Source organism: Promicromonospora panici, from assembly GCF_900608595.1.
Taxonomy (GTDB): Bacteria; Actinomycetota; Actinomycetes; order Actinomycetales; family Cellulomonadaceae; genus Promicromonospora; species Promicromonospora panici.
The window spans coordinates 37624-58794 of the sequence record NZ_UWYY01000021.1 but is presented as its reverse complement, the minus strand read 5'-3'; the positions used below and the strand labels follow the sequence as shown (position 1 = coordinate 58794).

The 21171-nt window shown below is 73.0% G+C and carries 20 protein-coding genes; 15 read left to right on the top strand and 5 right to left on the bottom strand.

Annotated features, from left to right (window positions below):
- Window positions 1-151 precede the first annotated feature (151 nt).
- From EW117_RS22850 to EW117_RS22840, 3 genes are read left to right on the top strand one after another with little or no spacing between them, the layout of a single operon-like run.
- Entirely contained in the window at window positions 152-1243 is a 1092-nt protein-coding gene (locus tag EW117_RS22850; RefSeq protein ID WP_129788999.1) for a cupin domain-containing protein, read from the top strand.
- A 38-nt stretch (window positions 1244-1281) separates the two neighbouring features.
- Window positions 1282-2058, top strand: a complete 777-nt coding sequence (locus EW117_RS22845; protein ID WP_129788998.1) for a maleylpyruvate isomerase family mycothiol-dependent enzyme — start codon at window positions 1282-1284, stop codon at window positions 2056-2058.
- A 10-nt stretch (window positions 2059-2068) separates the two neighbouring features.
- A complete protein-coding gene (locus EW117_RS22840; RefSeq protein WP_129788997.1) occupies window positions 2069-2575 on the top strand; it encodes a MarR family winged helix-turn-helix transcriptional regulator in 507 nt (168 codons plus the stop codon).
- A gap of 74 nt (window positions 2576-2649) precedes the next feature.
- Here the strand turns inward: EW117_RS22840 and EW117_RS22835 are convergent, their stop codons facing one another.
- From EW117_RS22835 to EW117_RS22820, 4 genes are read right to left on the bottom strand one after another with little or no spacing between them, the layout of a single operon-like run.
- Complete coding sequence (locus EW117_RS22835) at window positions 2650-3483, bottom strand: ABC transporter ATP-binding protein (protein ID WP_422891514.1); 834 nt, start codon at window positions 3481-3483, stop codon at window positions 2650-2652.
- A 1-nt stretch (window position 3484) separates the two neighbouring features.
- A complete protein-coding gene (locus EW117_RS22830) occupies window positions 3485-4282 on the bottom strand; it encodes an ABC transporter permease (RefSeq protein ID WP_129788996.1) in 798 nt (265 codons plus the stop codon).
- On the bottom strand, window positions 4279-5046 hold the full coding sequence (locus EW117_RS22825; RefSeq protein ID WP_129788995.1) for an ABC transporter permease: 768 nt from the start codon (window positions 5044-5046) through the stop codon (window positions 4279-4281). Before EW117_RS22825 ends, EW117_RS22830 begins: the two co-directional genes overlap by 4 nt.
- Window positions 5043-6017, bottom strand: a complete 975-nt coding sequence (locus tag EW117_RS22820) for an ABC transporter substrate-binding protein (RefSeq protein WP_129788994.1) — start codon at window positions 6015-6017, stop codon at window positions 5043-5045. Before EW117_RS22820 ends, EW117_RS22825 begins: the two co-directional genes overlap by 4 nt.
- Window positions 6018-6238: 221 nt before the next feature.
- On the opposite strand from EW117_RS22820, the gene EW117_RS22815 reads away from it, so the two are divergent.
- The 6 genes from EW117_RS22815 (at window position 6239) to EW117_RS22790 (ending at window position 12041) form a co-directional block, all read left to right on the top strand.
- A complete protein-coding gene (locus EW117_RS22815; RefSeq protein ID WP_129788993.1) occupies window positions 6239-7096 on the top strand; it encodes a PaaX family transcriptional regulator in 858 nt (285 codons plus the stop codon).
- A 148-nt stretch (window positions 7097-7244) separates the two neighbouring features.
- On the top strand, window positions 7245-8942 hold the full coding sequence (locus EW117_RS22810; protein ID WP_129788992.1) for an AMP-binding protein: 1698 nt from the start codon (window positions 7245-7247) through the stop codon (window positions 8940-8942).
- Window positions 8939-10147 carry a thiolase family protein gene (locus EW117_RS22805; protein WP_129788991.1) on the top strand — a complete coding sequence of 403 codons (1209 nt, stop codon included), beginning with the start codon at window positions 8939-8941 and terminating at the stop codon, window positions 10145-10147. Before EW117_RS22810 ends, EW117_RS22805 begins: the two co-directional genes overlap by 4 nt.
- A gap of 64 nt (window positions 10148-10211) precedes the next feature.
- Window positions 10212-10700 (top strand): MaoC family dehydratase, encoded by a 489-nt coding sequence (locus tag EW117_RS22800; protein ID WP_129788990.1) that lies wholly within the window; start codon window positions 10212-10214, stop codon window positions 10698-10700.
- Window positions 10697-11668 (top strand): SDR family NAD(P)-dependent oxidoreductase, encoded by a 972-nt coding sequence (locus EW117_RS22795; RefSeq protein ID WP_479725115.1) that lies wholly within the window; start codon window positions 10697-10699, stop codon window positions 11666-11668. The genes EW117_RS22800 and EW117_RS22795 overlap by 4 nt, the downstream gene beginning before the upstream one ends.
- A complete protein-coding gene (locus tag EW117_RS22790; RefSeq protein WP_129788989.1) occupies window positions 11652-12041 on the top strand; it encodes an acyl-CoA thioesterase in 390 nt (129 codons plus the stop codon). Before EW117_RS22795 ends, EW117_RS22790 begins: the two co-directional genes overlap by 17 nt.
- On the opposite strand, the gene EW117_RS22785 is transcribed toward EW117_RS22790, so the two are convergent.
- On the bottom strand, window positions 12034-12990 hold the full coding sequence (locus EW117_RS22785; RefSeq protein ID WP_129788988.1) for a PaaX family transcriptional regulator: 957 nt from the start codon (window positions 12988-12990) through the stop codon (window positions 12034-12036). The genes EW117_RS22790 and EW117_RS22785 overlap by 8 nt on opposite strands.
- A 91-nt stretch (window positions 12991-13081) precedes the next feature.
- On the opposite strand from EW117_RS22785, the gene EW117_RS22780 reads away from it, so the two are divergent.
- The 6 genes from EW117_RS22780 to EW117_RS22755 all read left to right on the top strand — a co-directional run bounded on the left by EW117_RS22780 (window position 13082) and on the right by EW117_RS22755 (window position 21016).
- Window positions 13082-13942 carry a fumarylacetoacetate hydrolase family protein gene (locus EW117_RS22780; protein WP_129788987.1) on the top strand — a complete coding sequence of 287 codons (861 nt, stop codon included), beginning with the start codon at window positions 13082-13084 and terminating at the stop codon, window positions 13940-13942.
- Window positions 13939-16080, top strand: coding sequence for an acetate--CoA ligase family protein (locus EW117_RS22775; protein WP_129788986.1), 2142 nt, complete (start codon window positions 13939-13941; stop codon window positions 16078-16080). The genes EW117_RS22780 and EW117_RS22775 overlap by 4 nt, the downstream gene beginning before the upstream one ends.
- On the top strand, window positions 16061-17317 hold the full coding sequence (locus tag EW117_RS22770) for an FAD-dependent monooxygenase (RefSeq protein ID WP_129788985.1): 1257 nt from the start codon (window positions 16061-16063) through the stop codon (window positions 17315-17317). Before EW117_RS22775 ends, EW117_RS22770 begins: the two co-directional genes overlap by 20 nt.
- A gap of 98 nt (window positions 17318-17415) precedes the next feature.
- Window positions 17416-18372 (top strand): alpha/beta hydrolase fold domain-containing protein, encoded by a 957-nt coding sequence (locus tag EW117_RS22765; protein WP_129788984.1) that lies wholly within the window; start codon window positions 17416-17418, stop codon window positions 18370-18372.
- Between the two features lie 47 nt (window positions 18373-18419).
- Complete coding sequence (locus tag EW117_RS22760; protein WP_129788983.1) at window positions 18420-19913, top strand: aldehyde dehydrogenase family protein; 1494 nt, start codon at window positions 18420-18422, stop codon at window positions 19911-19913.
- Window positions 19910-21016, top strand: coding sequence for an NAD(P)-dependent alcohol dehydrogenase (locus EW117_RS22755; RefSeq protein ID WP_129788982.1), 1107 nt, complete (start codon window positions 19910-19912; stop codon window positions 21014-21016). The genes EW117_RS22760 and EW117_RS22755 overlap by 4 nt, the downstream gene beginning before the upstream one ends.
- Window positions 21017-21171: the final 155 nt, after the last annotated feature.

Sequence of the window (21171 nt, the reverse complement as noted above, 5' to 3'; positions counted from 1 at the left end):
GAATGCGGGATAACGTTATCAGCGGCCGAGGTGCTTGGGAAGGGCATCGTCGGAGGGCTGCCGGGACGGCGGTAGGCATGGACTCGGCGGGCGCGAAAGCCTATCGTTGGCATACCAACGAATGGCGACGAGGCCACCAGGAGGAGCGACCATGCAGGAGATGGACGGCACGGCGGACACCGCGGAGCTCAAGCAGCTCTACGCCGACTTCGACACTCACCACCTGTCCCCGCTGTGGACCCAGCGCGACGACCTCATGCCCTTCACGCCGTCGCCGAAGGCGGTGCCGCACGTGTGGGAGTGGTCCACGCTGTTCGGCCTCGCCGAGCGGTCGGGCGAGCTCGTGCCCGTGGGGCGCGGAGGGGAGCGGCGGGCGATCGGCCTGGCGAACCCCGGGCTGCCCGGCACCGCCTACGCGACGCCGACCCTGTGGTGCGCGATCCAGTACCTCGGCGGGTTCGAGACGGCGCCCGAGCACCGGCACAGCCAGAACGCGTTCCGGTTCGTCGTCGAGGGCGAGGGCGTCTGGACGGTGGTGAACGGCGACCCCGTCGCGATGCGCCGCGGAGACCTGCTGCTCACGCCTGGCTGGAACTTCCACGGCCACCACAACGACACCGACCAGCCGATGGCGTGGATCGACGGTCTCGACGTGCCGTTCTCGTACTACGCCGACGTGGGCTTCTTCGAGTTCGGCTCCGAGCGGGTCACCGACGAGGCGTCCCCGGACGTCTCCCGTTCCGAGCGGCTGTGGGCCCACCCCGGCCTGCGCCCGCTCAGCGGGCTCGAGGACACCACCAGCTCGCCGCTCGCCGCCTACCGCTGGGAGCACACCGACCGGGCGCTGACCGAACAGCTCGCCCTGGAGGACGCCGGCCACCCGGCGACCGTCGGCCAGGGCCACGCCGCCATCCGCTACACGAACCCGACGACCGGCGGCGACGTCATGCCGACGCTGCGCTGCGAGTTCCACCGGCTGCGTGCCGGCGCGTCCACGCCGGTCACGCACGAGGTCGGGTCCTCGGTGTGGCAGGTCTTCGAGGGCGAGGGCACCGTGGTGCTCGGCGAGACCGAGCACCGGCTGCACACCGGCGACCTGTTCGCCGTGCCGAGCTGGGTGCCGTGGTCGCTGCACGCCGACAGCCAGTTCGACCTGTTCCGGTTCAACGACGGCCCGATCGTCGACCGGCTGCACTTCGCGCGCACCTACATTCCGGGCCAGCGCAACGAGGACCTCGCATGAGGTTCGTTGTGAACGCCGTCGTGCAGGAGGGCTGAACCATGCCCGCCCGCACCGACAAGACCACCGACCCACACCTTCTCGCGGGTCTCCTGCTCGCCCGCCGCGGGCAGGCGTACTTCTCCCGCAAGCTCAACGAGCTGCGCAACGACCGGCTCGACGCGCCGTCGCTCGTCGAGGGCTGGACGCGACGGCACGTGGTCGCGCACGTCGGGCTCAACGCGCGGGCGCTCACCCGGCTCACCGAGTGGGCGGCGACAGGCGTCGAGACGCCGATGTACGCCTCACCCACCGAGCGCGACCAGGAGATCGAGTTCGCCGCGACGCTCCCCGCCCGGGCCTTGCGTAACCTCTGTGCGCATGCGGCGGTACATCTCGACGTGGAGTGGCGGGACCTGTCCGAGGAGGCCTGGCACGCCCCGGTGCGCACGGCGCTCGGCCGGGTCGTGCCGGCGTCCGAGACGGTCTGGATGAGGACCCGGGAGGTGTGGGTGCACGCCGTCGACCTCGAAAACGGCGGCTCGTTCGACGACTTCCCGGCCGAGCTGGTCGACCGCCTGCTGGCCGACGTGGTCGGCGCGTGGCGGCGTCGCCTGGGGCCGGACGGCGTGCCGCAGCTCGTGCTGGAACCCGTCGACCGGGAGCGGGCGGTGCCGGTCGCCGAGTTCGGGACGGTTGCGGACGGGACTGCGTCGCCCGAAGCCGTGGCCCTGCGCGGAACCGCCGCGGACCTGACCCGCTGGGCGACGGGCCGCGGGGGTGCGGGCGTCGTCGCCTCGAACGGCGGCCCCGTCCCCGCGCCGCCGCGCTGGCTGTGATGATCGGGCCATGACTCAGCGAAGCGGCGTGGCCGCCGCCCGGGCGAGCGAGGCGGACGACGTCGGCGCGCGCCAGTCCCTGTACCTGCCCGAGCACGTGGGCTTCCTCATCCGCCGCGCCCAGCAGGTGCATCTGGCGGTGTGGGCCGAGGAGGTGGGGCAGGGCCTGAGCAACGTCCAGTTCGGGGTGCTCAACGTGCTGCGCCGGACCGGCGGCGCCAGCCAGCGCGAGCTGTGCGACGCGCTGGACCTCGACCGCTCGACCGTCGCGGGCCTTGTCACCCGGCTCGAGGCCAGGGGCCTCGTCGAGCGGGCGCGGGCCGCGACGGACCGCCGCCGCAACCTCGTCCAGCTGACGGAGGCGGGCAGCGCGGAGCTGCGCCGGCTCGTCCCGCACGCCGCCCAGGTGGACGCCTCGCTCACCGCGGGGCTCAGCGAGGAGGAGCACGCCACCCTGCGGCGTCTCCTCACCCGCATCCTCGACACACACGGCCACCACGCCCCCGACGACGTCTGACTTGGTTGTGGGCGTGATCGTTGCGTCTGTGTGCCCGCTGCAGGCGCAACGGTCACGCCCACAACCAAGACGGTCTACGTTGCCGGGAGCGCCGTCCGGTCGCCGCGCTTGGCGCGCTGGATCTGCTCGTGCACGTGCGTGCGCAGCTCGGTGAACCGCGGAAGGGCACGCGTGGAGATCTGGTCGCGCTCGGAGGGCAGGTCGACCGCCAGGTCCTCCTGGACCACGGTCGGCGAGCTCGACAGCACCAGCACGCGCTCGCCCAGGTACACCGACTCGTCGATGTCGTGCGTGACGAAGATGACGGTGACCCCGAGGTCCTGCCACACGCGCCGGACCAGGTCCTCCAGGTCGGCGCGGGTCTGCGCGTCCACCGCCGCGAACGGCTCGTCCATGACGAGCACCTCGGGCTGGTAGGCGATGGCCCGGGCGATCGCGACCCGCTGCTGCATGCCGCCGGAGAGCTGCCACGGGTACGTCGACAGCGCGTGCCCCAGCCCGACCTCTTCGAGCGCGGCCCGGACGGCGTCGTCCCGCTCGCCGCGCGGCAGCCGGCGGGCCTTGAGCGGCAGACCCACGTTGTCCCGCACGCTGAGCCACGGGTAGAGGCTGCGCCCGTACTCCTGGAAGACGACTGCCATCTTCTTGGGCGGTGCGACCACGGCCTGCCCGGCGAGGGCCACGGACCCGGACGTCGGGTGGAGCAGCCCCGAGAGACATTTGAGCAGCGTCGTCTTGCCGCAGCCCGAGGGCCCCACCACGCAGACGAGCTCGCCGGCCCGGACATCGAAGCTGATGGAGCGGATCGCCTCCACCTCGCCAGGCCCGGCGCCGTACGTCTTGCCCAGGTCTCGGACGGAGAGCAGGGTGGTGCCCGCGGCCTCCGCCGGCTTCTCGTGCGTGCTGATGTCAGCCACGTGCCACCTCTCTCATGCCGTGGTACCAGTGCAGGACGCGCCGTTCGGCGATCCCGTAGAGCCCCGCCACCGCTACGCCCACGAGTCCGAGCAGCACGATGCCGCTCCACATCTGGGCGATCATGAAGCTGCGCTGGAAGTAGACGATCCGGTAGCCGAGCCCCGAGGACGAGGCGAACATCTCCGAGATCACCATGAGGATCAGCCCGATCGAGAGGCACAGGCGGATTCCGGCCATGATCTGCGGGCTCGCGGCGGGCAGGACCACGTAGCGCAGCGACAGCCCGCCCCGCACCCGGTAGGAGCGGGACGTCTCGGTGAGCACCGTGTCGACGCCGCGCACCCCCTCGACGGTGTTGAGGAGCACCGGCCACACGCAGCCCGAGACGATGACGGCGATCCGCATCGTGTCGCCGACGCCGAGCATCAGCATGAGCACCGGGACGAGCACGACGGGCGGGACCGCGCGGAAGAACTCGAGCATCGGCTCCAGCAGGTCCCGCAGCCACCGGGTGGTGCCGATCGCGGTGCCGGCCACGATCCCGATGACCATCGACAGCAGGACGCCGGCCGCGAACCGGCCCAGGCTCGGCAGCACGTCCTCGGTGAACGCCGGGCCGAACCAGGTCTCGACGAACGCGTCGGCGATCGTCGCCGGCGGCGGGAAGTAGAGGGAGGCCGACCGGTCCGTGGCCAGGGCCCAGGCCAGCAGGGCGAGCGCGGGCAGCCCGGCGGCATAGCCGAGGGTGCGCAGTGCGCCGAGGACCGGCCGGAGTCTGATCCGTCTCACAGTGCCTCCTCCCTGCGCACCGACGGATGCCAGCGCAGCAGCCGCCGCTCGACCATGCGGGTCGCGAGATTGACGACGATGCCGAGCCCGCCCGTGACCAGCACCAGCGCGTACAGGCCGGGTGCGTCGGGCGCGGACCGGTAGAGCTCGATCTGCCGCCCGAGGCCCGGGTTGCCGATCACCAGCTCGGCCGTGATGGTCAGCACCAGGGCCACCGACGCCGCGAGCCGGAACCCGGTGATCACGTAGGGCAGCGCCGTCGGCAGCACGAGGTGGCGCAAGCGGTCGAGCCTGCCCAGCCCGTAGCTGCGGGCGGTGTCCTGGGCCACCGGGTCGACGTCGGCGACGCCGTGCAGCACCTGGACGAACACCTGCCAGAACGGCGCGTACACGACCACCATGAGCGCGGCCTCCCGGGACAGCCCGGCGACGAGCACGGCGAGCGGGATGATCGCCACCGAGGGGATCGGCCGCAGGAACTCCACGCTGCTGTGCGTGGCCTTCTGGAGGAACGGCACGAGCCCGACGACGGTCCCGAGCGCTATCGCGGCGACGACGGCGATCCCCAGCCCGGCCGACCAGGTGATGACGGTATCGCCGAGCGTGACCCAGAAGTCCGGCGTCGTGAGCTCGCGGCCGAGGCGCAGCAGGGTCGTCGAGGCGGTCGGCAGGTAGGTCCGGCTGACCGCGCCCGAGAGCGCCGCGACCTCCCACGTGACCAGGAACCCGAGGATCCCCAGCAGGCCGAGGACGCGCGCCGTCATTCGACGAGGATCGCGTCGACGTCAGGGGCCTCCTGGAAGTACTCGTGCTCGACGGCCAGGTCGGCCAGCGCCTGGATGACCTCCTGGTCGACGGTGGTCGTGAAGTGCGGCAGCGGCAGGTTCGCCGCGGCCTCCTCGGGCAGCTCGAGGTTGTCGACGAGCGTCTGGCGGACGGCGTCGTCGTTCTCCTCCGCCCAGGTGAACGCGTCGGCCAGGGCCTCGCGCACCGCGGCGACCAGCTCCGGGTCCTGCTCGACGGTCTGGGTGGTCGCCTGGACCACGAGCGTTGGCAGCCCGGGGATGACGGCCTGGTAGGGGTCGACGACCCTGGTGCCGCCAGCTCCGACGATCATGGAGACGAAGGGCTCCGGGACCCACGCGGCGTCGATGTTCCCGGCCTCGAGCTGGGCCGCCGCGTCGGGGAACGCGACCTCGACGAACTCGATGGCGTCGGGGTCCCCGCCGTCCTGCTCGACGGCGGCGCGGATCGTGAGGTCGCCCGCCGCGCCGAGGGAGTTGACCGCCACCTTGGCGCCCGCGAGGTCGGCGGGCCGGGTGATGTCCGTGTCCGCCCCCGCGACCACGGAGTTGACGTCGTCGCCCTCGGCGTAGCTCTCGGCATACCCGGCGATGATCCCCACGGGGAGCCCCTGCTCGGTCGCCCGCAGGACGCCGAACGGCTGCCCGATGGTCAGGTCGACCTCGCCGTTGATCAGGGCGGGCATCGCTTGCGCGCCGCCCTGGATCGGCTGGACCGTCACGTCGAGCCCGTGCTCGGCGAACACACCGGCGTCGACGGCGGCCCAGAGCGGCGCCGTCTCGCTGATGCTCAGCGCGCCGATCGTCACCGCCCGGTTCCCGTCCTCCCCGGTCTCGGCGGGTGGGTCCTGCGCGTCGGCCGTGCACGCGGCAAGGCCGAGCGCCAGCAGCGCAGCGCCGGCGGCCAGGACGCCGCGACGTCGTCGGCTCATGGGTTCCTCCACATTCGTCGTTGAATCGTGGGACTGTCGAATCGGGGCACTACCGAGATGCAACACAAATACATGACACTTGCGTGTACAGCGTGCAGCCAACATGTCATGCATGTCAACGACATGCAGGTCACGACTCGGGCGCTCGCGGCCCTCCGGAATGCTCCCGGCGGGATTCCGCGTGGAACTCCGGTGGAACTCCGGGTGGAATACTGCGAGGCATGCCGGCACCTCAGGACAGCGAGGAACGCGTCGCAGCAGGGCGGGCCTCTCGCCGCCCCGAGCAGCTGCTGCTCGCGTTCCTCGGAGAGCTCGTGCTCGACGCCGACGTCGAGCGCGTCCCCTCGGCCGTGCTCATCGGGCTGCTCGGCGAGCTCGGCGTCGGCGACGCCGCGACGCGCGCCACGCTCTCCCGGATGAGCCGGCGCGATCTGCTCGCCAAGGTCCGCTCCGGGCGGGAGGTGGCGTACGGCCTGACGCCGGCGAGCGAGGCCGTGCTGCGCGAGGCGCGCGGCCGCGTGCTCGCCGACGAGCCCTTCGCGCCCGTCGGCACGGGCTGGACCCTCGTGACGTTCTCCGTGCCGGAGAGCCAGCGGGACGCGCGCCACCGCGTGCGGGCGGCCCTGACCTGGGCGGGCTTCGGCCTGCTGCGGGACGGGCTGTGGATCGCGCCCGGCGAGGTCGACGTCGCCTCGGCGCTCCGGCCGCTCGACGGCGAGCTCGCCGACGTCGAGCTGTCCGCGTTCCGGGCGTACGAGATCGAGGGCTTCTCGGCGGCGCGGGCGGTCCGCTCGGCCTGGCGGCTGGACGAGATCCGCGCGCACCACCTCCGGTTCCTGGAGACCTGGGCCGACGTCGAGGGCTCGGCCCACCCGCTGCGGGACATGACGGCCCTGGGTGCCGACTGGCTCGCGCTGCTGCGCGCCGACCCCAGGCTGCCCGCCGAGCACCTCTCGGCCGACTGGCCGTCCGGGCGGTCCGCCGCCACGTTCCGCCGCCTGCGGCAGGGGTTCATCGGCGCGGCGCGCGCGGACCTGGCCGGGTTGCTGGGCTCGTCGGGCGTTCCGTCGAGCGCCTGACATTCGACATTCGCATGACGGGCGTCACGAAAGTGCTTGACGTCGTCGGGGGAGGTGGGGCACGATCGAAGCCTCGCCGACGTCCGGCTGCCTGAGCCTCGCCTGAGACCCAGAAGCCGGCCGCGGCCCGCCCACAAGGATGTGAGCAGTGGACCAGCCGACCCCGAGCAAAGACCTGAGCCGAGCCAACTACGCCACCATCTGGGAGTCCGTCGCCCGCGCGTGCCCTGACCGGCCCGCCGTCGTCGCCGATGGTCGCACCATGACCTACCGCGACCTGGACGACGCCGCGGCCCGGGTCGCCGGCACGCTGCGCGCCGAGGGGCTCGGCGCCGGGTCGCGCGTCGCGATCTTCATGTACAACCGCGTCGAGTACCTGGTGACCGTGTACGCGGCGTACAAGATCGGCGCGATCCCCGTCAACATCAACTTCCGCTACCAGGGCCGCGAGCTCGCCGACCTGCTGCGCACCTCGCGTGCCGACGCCCTCGTCCACCCGACCAGCCTCGGCCGGCACGTGCGCGACGCCGGCCGGCACGTCCCGCTGCCGGGCCTCGTGCTCACGGTGTCTGACGAGGGCCGAGCGCCTGACGAGGACCGAGTCCCCGACGACGACAGCCCCACTGCGCCCGGCCGGTCGTTCGCCACCGCGCTGGACGCCGAGCCGCTCGACCCCCAGCCGCTCTCGCCGGATCACCAGATCTTCATGTTCACGGGCGGTACGACAGGCACTCCCAAGGCTGTCGTCTGGACCCACGGGAACCTGTTCGACAGCCAGCTGTTCTCGATCTACGGCTCGCTGCCCGTCGCCGTCCCCGAGGACCTCGACGAGGTGACGCGCATCGCCGCGCGCACGGACCTCCCGCCGACCGTGACCCTGCCGCTGACCCCCCTCATGCACGCGACCGCGCTGTTCAACGTGATGAACGCGCTGGTGCTCGGCGGGTGCGTGATCTTTCTGCCGTCGGCGAGCTACGACCCGCTGGTGGCAGCCCGGACCATCCACGAACGGCGGGTGACCCGGCTGATCGTGGCGGGCAACGCCGTCGTCGGGCCGCTCGTCGACGTGCTCGACTCGCCCGACGGTGCCGGGCTCGACGTGTCCAGCCTGACCACGGTGCTCAGCTCGGGTATGGCGTGGTCCGACGACCTCAAGCTGCGGCTCGTGACCCGCGCCCCCCGGGCGACGCTGGTCGACATCTTCGGCTCGAGCGAGGGCGGCCCGTTCGCCTACGGCGTGGTCCGCGGGCCGCAGGACATCCCGTGCCACCCGCGGCTCGCCCCCGGCACCGTCGTGTTCGACGCCGAGCTCCGCGAGGTCCAGGACGTCCCCGGCGCGACCGGCGTCCTGGCGTACCGCGGGCAGATGCCGCTCGGCTACGACGGCGACCCGGAGCGGACCGCCGAGGCGTATCCCGTCATCAACGGCGTCCGGTACGTCATGCCGGGGGACCACGTCCGGGTCCTCGGTGACGGCCTGGTCGAGCTGCTCGGCCGCGGTTCCGCGGTGGTCAACACGGGCGGCGAGAAGGTCTTCACCGGCGAGGTCGAGGCCGTCCTGGTGGCCATGCCGGGCGTGACCGACGTCGTCGTCTTCGGCGCGCCCGACCCCCGGTGGGGCGAGGTCGTCACCGCGTACGTCGTCACCGCACCCGGCACGTCGCTCACCGCGGAGCAGGTCCAGGAGGAGGTCGGACGGCGGCTCGCCGGCTACAAGAAGCCGCGAAAGGTCTTCTTCGTCGACGCCCTGGACCGCAGCCCGAGCGGAAAGCTCGACATGCGCACCCTGCGCACCCGAGTCCCCGAACTAGAGGCCACCGAGCTGGAGGCAGGTCAGCACACATGAGATTCCGCGACGCGCACATCCCCTTCGGCCTGAGCTGGACCTCGCCGTTCGCCAAGTGGCAGGGCCCGCTGGCGGAGGTGAACAGCCTCGACATGGCCGTGGACGTCACCGGCCGCGCGCTGGAGGCCCGCGGGCTGCCGCCCGAGGAGATCACCGAGTGGACGCTCGGCTGCACAGTGCCCCAGCAGTACGGGTTCTACGGCGTGACCCTCGTGTCCCGGCGGCTGGGCGCCGGCCAGTACGGCGGGCCGTGGCTCTCGCGGGCCTGCGCGACGTCGGCGGTGGTCGTGGAGCACCTGGCCACCCAGGTCGAGCTCGGCGCGCACGCCACGACCATCGGCGTCATCACCGACCGGACCAGCAACGGCCCGCTCATGCTCTACTCCAGCCAGCGCAGCGCCGGTGGCGCACCGCTGGCCGAGCACTGGGTGCTCGACCCCATGAAGCTCGATCCGACCACCGGCCAGAGCATGAACGACACCGCGGAGAACACCGCCCTCGACGGCGGATACACACGCGAGCAGGTCGACGACGTGGCACTGCTGCGCTACGAGCAGTACGTGAGCTCGCTCGCCGACGACCGCGCCGTGCAGCGCGAGTACATGGTGCCCGTGCGCATCCCGGGGACAAAGGGCGGGAGGGACGGGAAGGGAGTGGCCTGGGTCGAGGAGGACCACGGCGTCTTCCCGACCACCGCCGAGGGGCTGGCCAAGCTGTCGCCCGTCAAGCCGGGGGGAGTGGTCACCTACGGTGCGCAGACCCACCCCGCCGACGGCTGCGCCGGGGTCGTCGTCGCGACGGCCGACCGGGCCCGGGAGATCGGGCGGGACGGCGTCACGGCGCAGATCGTGGCGACCGGGTTCGGCCGCGCCGAGCCCGCGTACATGCCCAAGGCCCCCGTCGAGGCCGCCCGGGTCGCACTGGCGGACGCCGGGATCAGCATGTCGGACGTCGACGTCGTCACCACGCACAACCCGTTCGCGGTGAACGATCTCTGGCTCTCCGAGCAGATGGGCTACCCGCTCGAGCGGATGAACCCCTACGGGTCGTCGCTCGTCTACGGCCACCCCCAGGGGCCGACGGGCGCCCGGGCGATCACCGAGCTGATCCACGCCCTGCACGCGCGGGGTGGCGGCACGGGGCTGTTCACGGGCTGCGCCGCGGGCGACTCCGCCGGGGCCGTCGTGGTCCGGGTCGACGGATAGCTCTACCCGCCGCCCCCACCCAAGCCTTCTCACCGAACCACCTACCTCGATTGCGAGCGAGCCGATGACCCCAGCACCAACCACGCCCGAGACGGCGACAGCCCCGACGCGGGTGGCCCTGGCCGACCTGCCCGAGCACGTCGGGACGGTGTTCGGCCCGTCGTCGTGGCACACCGTGTCCCAGGAGGAGGTCAACGACTTCGCCGAGCTCACCGGCGACCACAACCCCATCCACGTCGACCCCGACGCCGCCGCACGGTCACCGTTCGGCGGGACCATCGTGCACGGCTACTTCACGCTGAGCCTCGTCGTCCCGCTGATGGCCGAGATCGTCGAGGTCACGGGCGTGGCGACCGGCGTCAACTACGGCCTCGACCGGCTGCGGTTCCCGGCCCCGGTACGGGTCGGGGCGCGGATCCGGGTGGTGTCCACGCTGCGCGAGGTCACCGAGGTGCCCGGCGGGTACCAGACGGTCTTCGAGAGCGTCTTCGAGGTGGAGGACCAGGCCAAGCCGGCCGCCGTCGCCGTGATGGTCCTGAGGTTCCTCGGATGAGCGGGCAGGACATGAGCGCGGAGATCACCCTGGCCGGGAAGGTTGCGATCGTCACCGGCAGCGGGCAGGGCCTCGGGCTGGCCTACGCCAGGGCGCTCGCCGAGGCGGGCGCGCGGGTGGTGGTGAACGACGTCGACGGCGCCGCCGCGGAGCGCGCCGTCGAGGCGATCACCGAGGCGGGGGGCGCGGCGGTCGCCGTCGTCGCCCCCGTGGGCCCGACGGACACCGCCGACCTGCTCGTGCGGACCGCGGTCGAGGAGTTCGGCCGGCTCGACGTGCTCGTGGCCAACGCGGGCGTGATCCGCGACCGCGTGCTGTGGAAGATGACGGACGACGACTTCGACGTCGTCGTGGCCACCCATCTGCGCGGGACGTTCACGACCGTGCGCGCGGCGGCGGCCCGCCTGCGCGAGCAGGGCGAGGGCGGCCGGATCGTCGTGGTCGGGTCCCCGGCCGGGCAGCATGGCAACTTCGGGCAGACGAGCTACGCGGCGGCCAAGGCCGGCGTCGTCGCGATGGCCCGCACGTGGTCGCTCGAGCTGGCGCGCGCGCAGGTGACGGTGAACGTCGTGATCCCGACGGCGATCACCGCGATGACCGCGACCATCCCCGTGTACCGGGAGGTCGCCGAGGCGTACGAGCGCGGCGAGACCCTGCCGCGCGTCGTCCGCCAGGAGCACGCGCTCGGCGGTCCGGAGGACGTGGCGCCGCTGGTCGTGTGGCTCGCCTCGGACGCCAGCGCCGAGGTGACGGGGCAGGCGATCGGCGTCGGCGGCGACAAGCTGTCGCTGTACTCGTACCCCGAGGAGCTCGCCGTGACCTACCGCGACGGCGGCTGGTCGGCCGAGGCGATCGCGGAGGCCTGGCCGTCGGTCTTCGCACCGTCCGGGCAGACGAGCGGCATCACGCTGCCCCCGCTGGAGGACGGCGTTCCGGCCGGTGGCGCCGTCGGTGGCACGGCACAGTGAGCCCGTCCGTGTCGAGTTCGCCGACACGGACGCGGGCGGCCGCATCCATCACACGGCCGCCCTCCGGTGGGCCGAGCGGGCGGAGCACCAGCTGCTCCGGTCGCTCGGCCTGTCCGGGCTCACCGGGGGCGAGCTCACCCGGTTCCCGCGCCGCCGGCTGGAGGTGGACTTCCTCGGACCCCTCCGGTTCGGCGACGAGGCGGTCGTCGAGATCGAGGCCTCGGCGGTCGGCCGGACGTCGGTCACCTACCGCTGGCGCGTGCTGCGAGCCGGCGTGAGCTGCGTGGAGGGCACGACCACATGCGTCCACGTCGACGACGACGGCCGCCCGTGTGCGGTACCGGAGGAGCTACGGGCTGCGCTCGTCACCTGACCGTCGGGCCGGTCGGGGCGGGTGGCGCGGCCGGGGTGGAGCGCTGGGCCACGTGGTCGGCGAGCTCGGGCGCGTGGCGGGCGATGACCTCGCGCACGCGCGCCGAGGCGGGGACGCCGAGCCGCTCGTAGGTGTCGAGGAACAGCTCGCGGGCCCGGGGCCGGGGCCAGCCCGGCGGTAGGAGCGACGCGGGCAGGTCCGGGTCGAGGCCGGGGAAGGCGCGCCAGGCGTCCATGAGCTCGGTGCGCCGCACGAGCGCGTCGACGGGGTCGATCGATCCCCGCCCGAGCGCGGCGTGGGTCGGCTCCCAGGTATCGACGAACGCCTGGTACAGGCCGGCCAGGCCGTCGAGGTCCCAGGCGCTCTGCGGCGGCACGGTCGCGGGCAGGTCGGGCGCGGTCGCAACGAAGGCCGTGGCCGCCGTGACCCCGAGCTCGACAAGCTCGGCCAGCGCCTCGGCGTGGTGCTCGTGGGGCGAGACCCACAGGGCGTCGTAGAGCGGCGCGAAGCCGAGCCACCGCAGGCGCGTGCGCAGCGCCTCGCGGACCGAGCGGTTGGCCTCGGGCACCGAGAACGCGACGACGCTCCAGCGGCCGTCCCAGGGCTCGCCGTCGTCGGCGCCGAAGCTGAAGATCCGGGCGGCTCCGTCGCTCAGCACCGTCTGGGCGCGCGGCGTGAGCCCGTGGAAGGTGTTGCGGCCGGAGCGGGCGGTCTCGAGGAGCCCGTGCTTGACCATCCGGCTCAGCGCGGCCCGGGCGGCGACGTCGCTGACGCCGAAGTCGGCGAGCAGCTCGACGAGCGCCGCCGAGGGCAGCGGCTCGGCGTGTCCCCACCAGTAGTCGCCCAGCAGGGTCAGCAGCAGGCTCGGCGGTGAGCCCTGGCGGGTGCGGGGCAGGCGGGGGTGGTCTCTGCCGTCAGCGTTGCCGTCGGCTCTGGTCGCCTTCGTCATAGGTCGCCTTCCTGTGGTCGGAACTCGATGCTTGACATACCGTACTCCGACCGCCGATGGTTATGTCACATTACCGAAGGAGCACCTGACGATGAGGTTAGCCAGCACCGTCGACGCCCGCCTGCACGCCGTCGTGCGGGACCGTCTCGTCGACCTGACCGATGCCCTGGGCGTGGCCGGGTCCGGAGCGGGTGGTCCGCTGCTCGCGTTCCTCGAGCGTGGCGGCACGCTCGCCGAGCTGGCCGCCCTGCCGCTGACGGAGCTGCCGACCCGCCCGCTCGACGGAGCCCGGCTCGCCGCGCCGATCGCCCGCCCGGGCAAGGTGGTCGGCGCTCCGGTGAACTACCTCGACCACAAGGCCGAGATGAGCGAGCAGAAGACGATCGCCGAATACGGCGTGTTCCTCAAGGCGAGCTCGTCGGTGATCGGCCCCGACGAGGCGATCCGTCTCCCGTACACCGACGTGCGCACCGACCAGGAGGGCGAGCTCGGCGTCGTCATCGGGCGGACGGCGAGCCGTGTGGACGCCGCCCAGGCCCTCGATCACGTGCTCGGCTACGCCCCGGTCCTGGACATCACCGTGCGGTCCACCGAGGACCGTTCGACCCGAAAGTCGTTCGACACGTTCACGCCGTTCGGCCCGTGGATCACCACGACGGACGAGGTCGGTGACCCGGGCGAGCTGGGGCTGCGCTGCTGGGTGGGTGGCGAGCTGCGCCAGCGGGTGGCGACCAAGGAGCTGATCTTCGACGTCGCCGAGCTCGTCGCGTACACGAGCCACGTCATGACCCTGTACCCCGGGGACGTCATCGCGACGGGCACCCCCGCCGGGGTCGGGCCGATCGCCGCGGGCCAGCGGGTGGCCGTCGAGATCGACCGGCTCGGCCGGCTCGACGTCCCCGTGACCGACGACGGCGCGATCCCCTACGGCCGCCGCCCGGGTGCGCGATGAACGCCGCGCGGAACGCGCCGGTGAACGCCGTGACCCACGACCTCGACGCCCTGCTGCGCCCCCGCAGCATCGCCGTGGTCGGCGCCTCGGCCAGCCCCGACAAGGCCGGCCACGCGATGATGCAGGCCCTCACCGGATTCGCCGGCGAGCTGTACCCGGTCAACCCCCGCGGCGGCACGATCCTCGGCCGCACGGCAGTGACCGGTCTGGGCGAGCTGTCCGGCCCGGCGGACCTCGCCGTCCTCGTGATCCCGCCCCACGCCGTCCCGGGCGCGATCGAGGAGGCGGCGGCCGCGGGCGTGCGAGCCGCCGTCGTGTGCGCGGGCGGCTTCGCCGAGAGCGGTCCCGAGGGCCACGAGCTGCAGCAGCGGACGGTCGAGGCCGCCCGGCGTGGCGGCGTCCGGCTGCTCGGCCCCAACACTTCCGGCTTCATGAACCCGGTCGACGGTGTGTTCGCCAACTTCATGCCCGCGGCCGCCGGGCTGCGGCCCGGCACGGTGGGGATCGTCGCGCAGTCCGGCGGCATCAACCTGGCGATCGCCTTCCTCCTGGAGCGCGCCGGCATCGGCCTGCGCCTCGGCGTGGGCCTGGGCAACGCGGCCGATGTCGGCTTCGCGTCGATGCTGGACTTCTTCGCGGACGACGACACGACCACCGCCGTCGGCCTGCACGTCGAGGGCATCACCGACGGCGACGCCCTGGTCGCGGCCCTGCGCCGCGTCACGGCCCGCAAGCCCGTGGTCGCCTTCAAGGTCGGGCGCTCCGACGTCGGCGACTTCGCCAGGTCGCACACGGGATCCCTCACCGGGTCGTACGCGCTGACCCGCGCCGCCCTTGCACAGGCGGGGGCGGTCGTCGTCGACGACCTCGACGAGATGGTCGCTGCCCTCCAGGCGCTGCGGTCCGTGCGGCTGCCCGCGGCGCCCCGGTCCACGACCGGCGTCGCGGTGCTCACCGGCCAGGCCGGGCCCGGTCTCGTCGTCGCCGACGCGCTCGGTGCCAAGGGCGTGCGGGTGCCGGAGCTGGCGCCCGTCACGCTCGACCGGCTCGGCGACCTGCTGCCGCCGCTGACCTACCAGCGCAACCCCGTGGACACCGGGCGGCCGTCGGCCACGTTCCCCGACATACTGCGCCTCGTCGCCGCCGAGCCCGGGATCGACGCCGTCGGCGTCTACGCCCTCGACGAGCCCGGTGTCCTCGACCCGGTGGCCGCCGTCGAGGGCACCGCCGGCCGGGTGCTCTATGCGACGGGCGGCCCCGCCGCCGCGATCGAGCGGCGCCGCGAGCGGCTGGACCGGATCGGCGTCCCGCTGTACTCCAGCCCCGGCGACCTCGCGACCGGCCTGGCCGCGCTGGTCACGGACGCCGCCGCCCGCGCCGTCGTCGACGCGCCGCCCGTGCCGGCGACGCGGACCCTCGGGGCGCTGGACGAGGACAGTGCGCTGGACGAGGACACGGCCAAGTCGCTCTTCGAGGCCCACGGTCTGACCACCATGCGCCGTCGGGCAGCCGCGGACCGGGCCGCCGCCCACGCCGCCCTGGACGAGCTCGGCGGCCCGGACCGGCCGGTGGTCGTCAAGGTCCTCGACGCGGCGGTGCTGCACAAGTCCGACGTCGGCGGCGTGCACACCGGGGTGCGCGGCCACGCCGAGCTGGACGCGGCCCTCGACGCGATCGACAGGATCGACGGCGCCTCGCAGCGCCGCTACCTCGTCGAGGAGCAGGCCCCGCCCGGCACCGAGCTCATCGTCGGCGGGATCCGCGACGCCGCCTTCGGGCCCGTCGTCCTGCTTGGCCTCGGCGGCGTCGGCGTCGAGCTGGTCGGCGGGCCGGGCTCGGAACCCGTGCTGCGCCTCGCACCGCTCTCGGCCGAACGTGCCGCCGAGATGGTCGACACCCTGCCGGCCGCGGTGCTCGACGGCTTCCGGGGCGCGCCGCCCGTCGATCGCGCGGCGCTCGCCGCCACCCTGCTCGCCGTGAGCGACGTGCTCACGCAGCACCACGACGTCACCGAGATCGATCTCAACCCCGTGCGGGTCACGGCACGCGGCCCGGTCGTCCTGGACGCCGTCGTCGTCCGGAATCCAGCAGTCGCCCGGACCCCTGGAGAGGAAAACCATGGTCAGCACAACTCCTGATCCTCAGGCGCGCAGCGGCGAGGCGGTCCGCGAGCGCGAGACCCTCGTGGTCGGCGCCGGGCCCGTAGGCCTGACCGCGGCCCTGGCGCTGCGGTCGTACGGCCGCCCCGTGACCGTCCTGGAGGCCGGGCGGCACGGGCGGCAGCGGCCGGGCAGCCGCGCGATCTTCACGCACAGCCAGACATTGCAGATCCTCGACCGGCTCAGCCCAGGGCTCGGCGCCGAGCTGTACGGGCACGGCGTCTACTGGAACACGCAGCGCACCTTCTACGAGGGCAAGGAGGTCTACGCCAAGACCTACCCCGACCCCGCGCCGGGGACGTACCCGCACTTCACGAGCCTGCCGCAGGTCGAGACCGAGCGGTACCTCTACGAGCGCGCGGTCGCGGCCGGGGTCGAGTTCGCCTGGGAGCAGGAGGTCACGGACGTCGTCTCCGACGACGACGGCGTCCGCATCACCACCCTGGGTGGCGACCGCTGGCAGGCGCAGTACGTGATCGCCGCGGACGGCTCGCGCTCCGCCGTGCGCAAGCAGATCGGCGCCCGGATGGAGGGCGGGCGCGACGACGGCTGGTACATCGTCGTCGACGTCGCCGAGATCGAGCAGCCTGCCCTGCCCCAGGAGCGGCACTTCCACTACGCCCACCCGGCGGTCCAGGGCCGCAACGTCCTGGTCGTGCCGTTCGCGGGCGGCTACCGGGTCGACCTGCAGCTCGTCGACGGCGACGACGCCGACAAGTTCGCCTCGCCCGACGGCGTGCGCACCTGGCTCGACGCGGTGCTCCCGGCCGGGTACGCGGAGAACACCTCGTGGGTCTCGACGTACCAGTTCCTTCAGCTCGTCGCGCACGACTTCGCCGACCCCGCCCGCCGGGTGCTGCTCGCGGGGGAGGCAGCGCACCTGTTCGCGCCGTTCGGCGCGCGCGGCCTCAACTCCGGCGTGCCCGATGCCGAGGCGGCCGCGTCCGCCGTAGTCCTGGCGCTCGCCGCGGGCACCCGGGACTCCGCGTGGACGGCGGTCGAGTCGTTCGCGCTGGCCCGCCGGTCCGCCGCGCTGTTCAACCGGGACGCCGCGGGGGAGGCGCTGGCGCACCTGCGCCCCTCGCCCGAGAAGGCCGAGGAGGTCCGGGCCGCCGCCGAGCTCGCCCCGCAGAACGAAGCCGCGTCCGCGTGGCTCGAGAAGGCGCCCTACGGTCCCCGCGGCGTCCACACGGCCCAGACGATCTACCGCTACTAACCGACTGTGTTGTGGGCGTGATCGTTGCGCCTAAAACGGGCGTGAAGTCGCAACGATCACGCTCACAACCAAGACCTACTCGCAGGAAGATGGCGAAGATGTCCGTACTCAGCAGCGTCCACGTGGCCTCGGCGGTCGCGCTCGGGATGCAGCGCATGTCCACGGTCGGCCTCAAGCTGGCCGCGCGCGGCAAGCCGGCGCCGTTCCCCGAGTACCCCGCGGACGTCGAGGAGATCAGCGTCCCGACGGCGCTCGGACCGGCCAGGGCGTTCGTCTACCGGCCCGCCGGCCGATCCGAGCGCCCGTCCGTCGGTGAGGCCCCGAACCCGCCCGTGCACGTGAACTTTCACGGCGGCGGCTACGTCATGCGCGACGTCCAGCTCGACGATCCGCTGTGCCGCTACCTCGCCGCCGAGGCGGGGGTGGTCGTCGTCAACGTCGACTACGTCGTGGCGCCGCAGCACCGGTTCCCCGCGGCGCCCCACCAGGCCTACGAGGTGGTGCGGTGGGTCGCCGAGCACGGGGACGCCAACGGCTGGGACGGTATCCGCCTCACGGTCGGCGGCCAGAGCGCCGGCGGCGCGCTCGCTGCGGCCGTCGCCCGCCAGGCCCTCGAGCACGGCGACCCGGCCATCGGGCTCCAGGTCCTCCACTACCCGCCGCTCGACCTGGTCACGCACGCCCGGGACAAGGTGGCGGCCGGCACCAACCCGATGATCAAGCCCTGGATGGGCGACGTGTTCGACAACGCCTACATCCCGGACCCCGCCATGCGTTCCGACCGGCTCGCGTCCCCGGCCAACCCCGCCGACGACGCCGACCTGACCGGCATCGCGCCCGCGGTGGTCCTGACGTGCGAGCTTGACCGGCTCCGCGGTGATGGCGAGGCCTACGCCGTCCGGCTCCGTGCCGTGGGCGCGCTGGTCGCCCACGTCGATATCGCGGGGGCGGACCACGCCTACGACATGGACGACCTCGAGACCGCCCGGCGCACCTACGCGTTCATCGCCGAACGGCTCCGGGAGGTCGCACAGCAGTCGGCCCCGTCGGCCTGAGGGCAGGGCCCTTCGCCTGGAAGTTTCTCAACGATGAGAGGAAAGTCATGACCGTCACCGACAATCCCCCCGCTGTCACCGACAGCGTCCAGTTCCCGCCGGGCCGGCTGTTCATCGGCGGCGAGTGGCGCGAGGCGGCCGACGGCGCGCGCCGCGACGTGATCAGCCCGGCCACGGGCCGCGTGATCTCGTCCGTGGCCTGGGCGCAGACCACCGACGTCGACGCCGCCGTCGCCGCCGCCCGCGAGTCGTTCGACTCCGGCGTCTGGTCCCGCCTGAGTGGCCGCGAGCGGTCGCGGATCCTGCTCAAGGCCGTCGAGATCCTTCGGGAGCGCCGCGAGGAGCTCGCGCAGCTGGAGAGCCACGACGTCGGCAAGCCGATCACGTTCGCGCGCATCGTCGACACCGAGCACGCGATCCTGCAGTTCGAGTACGCCGCGAGCCTCGGCCAGCACCTGGACGGCTCGGTGCGCGAGATCCCCGCCAACGCCCACGCGTACATCCGCAAGGAGCCGATCGGCGTCGTCGCGGCGATCACGCCGTTCAACTTCCCGCTCATCCTGTCCTCGACCAAGATCGCCCCGGCCCTCATCGCCGGAAACTCGATAGTGCACAAGCCGGCCGGCGACACGCCCCTGAGCGCGCTGTTCATGGCGCAGGTGCTCAAGGACGCCGGCGTCCCCGACGGCGTCTTCAACGTCGTGACGGGCTCGGGTGCGAGCCTGGGCGACCACCTCGTTGCCCATCCCCAGGTCGACAAGGTCGCGTTCACCGGCTCGACCGAGGTGGGCGCGCACGCCGCGGCGCTCGCCGCCCGGACCCTCAAGCCGTTCACCGCGGAGCTCGGCGGCAACGCGGCCAACATCCTGTTCGCCGACGCCGACCTCGACAAGGCGATCGGCACCGTGATCGGCGCCTTCGTCTTCAACGCGGGCCAGTTCTGCATGGCAGGGCCGCGGCTGCTCGTCGAGCGGCCGATCTACGAGACCGTGCTGGGCATCCTGGGCCAGGCGGTCCCCGGTGTCCCGTTCGGCGACATCACGGACGACGCCACCGTCGTCGGGCCGCTCGCCAGCCAGAAGCAGCTCGACAAGGTCTCGGCCCTGGTCGAGTCCGCGCGCGAGGAGGGCGCGCAGGTGATCTGCGGCGGCGAGGCGGCGGACCTGGGCGGCGGGTTCTACTACCGGCCCACGGTCCTGGCCGGCCTGTCGTCGGACGCCGAGTGCGTCCGCGAGGAGGTGTTCGGACCGGTGCTGACAGTCCAGCCCTTCGACACGGAGGAGGAGGCCATCGCGATGGCCAACGGCACGGCGTACGGCCTGGCCTCGGGCATCCAGTCCTCCGACATCGCGCGGATCCACCGCGTCGCCAAGCGGCTCGACGCCGGGATCTGCTGGGTCAACGGCTGGGCCGTGCTCGACCCGGCGGTGCCGTTCGGCGGGGTCAAGGCATCGGGGTGGGGCCGGGAGTACGGCCCCGAGGCGCTGGCGTCCTACCAGCGCACCAAGTCGATAGTCATCGACCTGGGGGAGGACGCATGAGCACCACGACCCAGGCGGCCGTCCTCACGGCGCCCCAGACGCCGTTCACCGTGCGGGACGTCGAGCTCGCCGACCTGCGCGAGCGCGAGGTCCTCGTGCGGATGGTCGCGACCGGTGTCTGCCACACCGACCTCGGCGTGTGGGCAGGCGGCATCCCGTTCCCGCTGCCCGGGGTGATCGGCCACGAGGGCGCCGGAATTGTGGAGCGGGTGGGCTCGGCGGTCACCACGGTCGCTCCCGGGGACCAGGTGGTGCTGAGCTACACGTCCTGCGGGGACTGCCCGGCGTGCCTGGACGGCCACCCGGCCTACTGTGCGACGTGGCTGCCGCGGAACCTGTTCGCCGGGGCGCGCGAGGACGGCTCGGCGACGCTCTCGCTCGACGGCGCACCGATCGGCGGGCACTTCTTCGCCCAGTCGTCGTTCGCCCGGCACGCGGTGGCGGAGGAGCGCAACGTCGTCGTCGTGGGCGCCGACGCCGACCTCGCGAGCCTCGCCCCGCTCGGGTGCGGGGTGATGACGGGTTTCGGATCGGTGTGGAACGCGCTGGGCGTGCGCCCCGGCGCCCGCGTCGCGGTGTTCGGCGCGGGAGCGGTCGGCCTGTCGGGCGTGGTGGCCGCCGCGCTGCGGGAGCCCGGCCTGCTCATCGCCGTCGACGTCGTGCCGGAACGGCTGGAGCTCGCTACCGAGCTCGGGGCGACGCACACGATCAACGGGCGGGACGAGGACGTGGCCGCCCGCATCGCCGAGATCACCGGCGGCGTGGGTCTGACGCACGCCTTCGACACCACGGGAGTGCCGGCCGTGGCCAGGTCCGCGATCGAGGCGCTCGGCGCACGCGGCCACCTGGTCACCTGCGGCGCCCCGCCGCCCGGGACCGAGATTCCCGTGGACTTCCAGGCGGTCCTCCCCGGCAAGTCGGTCAGCGGCGTGACGATGGGCGACGCCGACCCCAGGGTGCTCATCCCGCAGCTCGTCGACCTCGTCGCAGCCGGCCGGCTCCCGCTCGGGCGGCTCATCAAGCAGTACAAGCTGTCCGAGCTCGACGACGCCTTCGCCGACATGCACCGCGGCGCCACCGTGAAGCCGGTCATCGTCCACTGACTCTGTCGATCGGCCTCTGTCCACCACCGACTCCGGCCATTACCTCTATTGCCATACGTTGACATAGGGGTAATGGCCTCCTACTCTGCACGCAGGTCGGCCAGCGTCGGCACGACTGCCTGCAGCGCAGAAGGAGCGGACGATGAGGTTCCGGA

Coding starts and splice junctions, on each gene's coding strand:
- EW117_RS22850 (WP_129788999.1), top strand. CDS start 152: ATGCAGGAGATGGACGGCACGGCGGACACCGCGGAGCTCAAGCAGCTC.
- EW117_RS22845 (WP_129788998.1), top strand. CDS start 1,282: ATGCCCGCCCGCACCGACAAGACCACCGACCCACACCTTCTCGCGGGT.
- EW117_RS22840 (WP_129788997.1), top strand. CDS start 2,069: ATGACTCAGCGAAGCGGCGTGGCCGCCGCCCGGGCGAGCGAGGCGGAC.
- EW117_RS22825 (WP_129788995.1), bottom strand. CDS start 5,046: ATGACGGCGCGCGTCCTCGGCCTGCTGGGGATCCTCGGGTTCCTGGTC.
- EW117_RS22820 (WP_129788994.1), bottom strand. CDS start 6,017: ATGAGCCGACGACGTCGCGGCGTCCTGGCCGCCGGCGCTGCGCTGCTG.
- EW117_RS22815 (WP_129788993.1), top strand. CDS start 6,239: ATGCCGGCACCTCAGGACAGCGAGGAACGCGTCGCAGCAGGGCGGGCC.
- EW117_RS22805 (WP_129788991.1), top strand. CDS start 8,939: ATGAGATTCCGCGACGCGCACATCCCCTTCGGCCTGAGCTGGACCTCG.
- EW117_RS22800 (WP_129788990.1), top strand. CDS start 10,212: ATGACCCCAGCACCAACCACGCCCGAGACGGCGACAGCCCCGACGCGG.
- EW117_RS22795 (WP_479725115.1), top strand. CDS start 10,697: ATGAGCGGGCAGGACATGAGCGCGGAGATCACCCTGGCCGGGAAGGTT.
- EW117_RS22785 (WP_129788988.1), bottom strand. CDS start 12,990: ATGACGAAGGCGACCAGAGCCGACGGCAACGCTGACGGCAGAGACCAC.
- EW117_RS22780 (WP_129788987.1), top strand. CDS start 13,082: ATGAGGTTAGCCAGCACCGTCGACGCCCGCCTGCACGCCGTCGTGCGG.
- EW117_RS22775 (WP_129788986.1), top strand. CDS start 13,939: ATGAACGCCGCGCGGAACGCGCCGGTGAACGCCGTGACCCACGACCTC.
- EW117_RS22770 (WP_129788985.1), top strand. CDS start 16,061: ATGGTCAGCACAACTCCTGATCCTCAGGCGCGCAGCGGCGAGGCGGTC.
- EW117_RS22765 (WP_129788984.1), top strand. CDS start 17,416: ATGTCCGTACTCAGCAGCGTCCACGTGGCCTCGGCGGTCGCGCTCGGG.
- EW117_RS22760 (WP_129788983.1), top strand. CDS start 18,420: ATGACCGTCACCGACAATCCCCCCGCTGTCACCGACAGCGTCCAGTTC.
- EW117_RS22755 (WP_129788982.1), top strand. CDS start 19,910: ATGAGCACCACGACCCAGGCGGCCGTCCTCACGGCGCCCCAGACGCCG.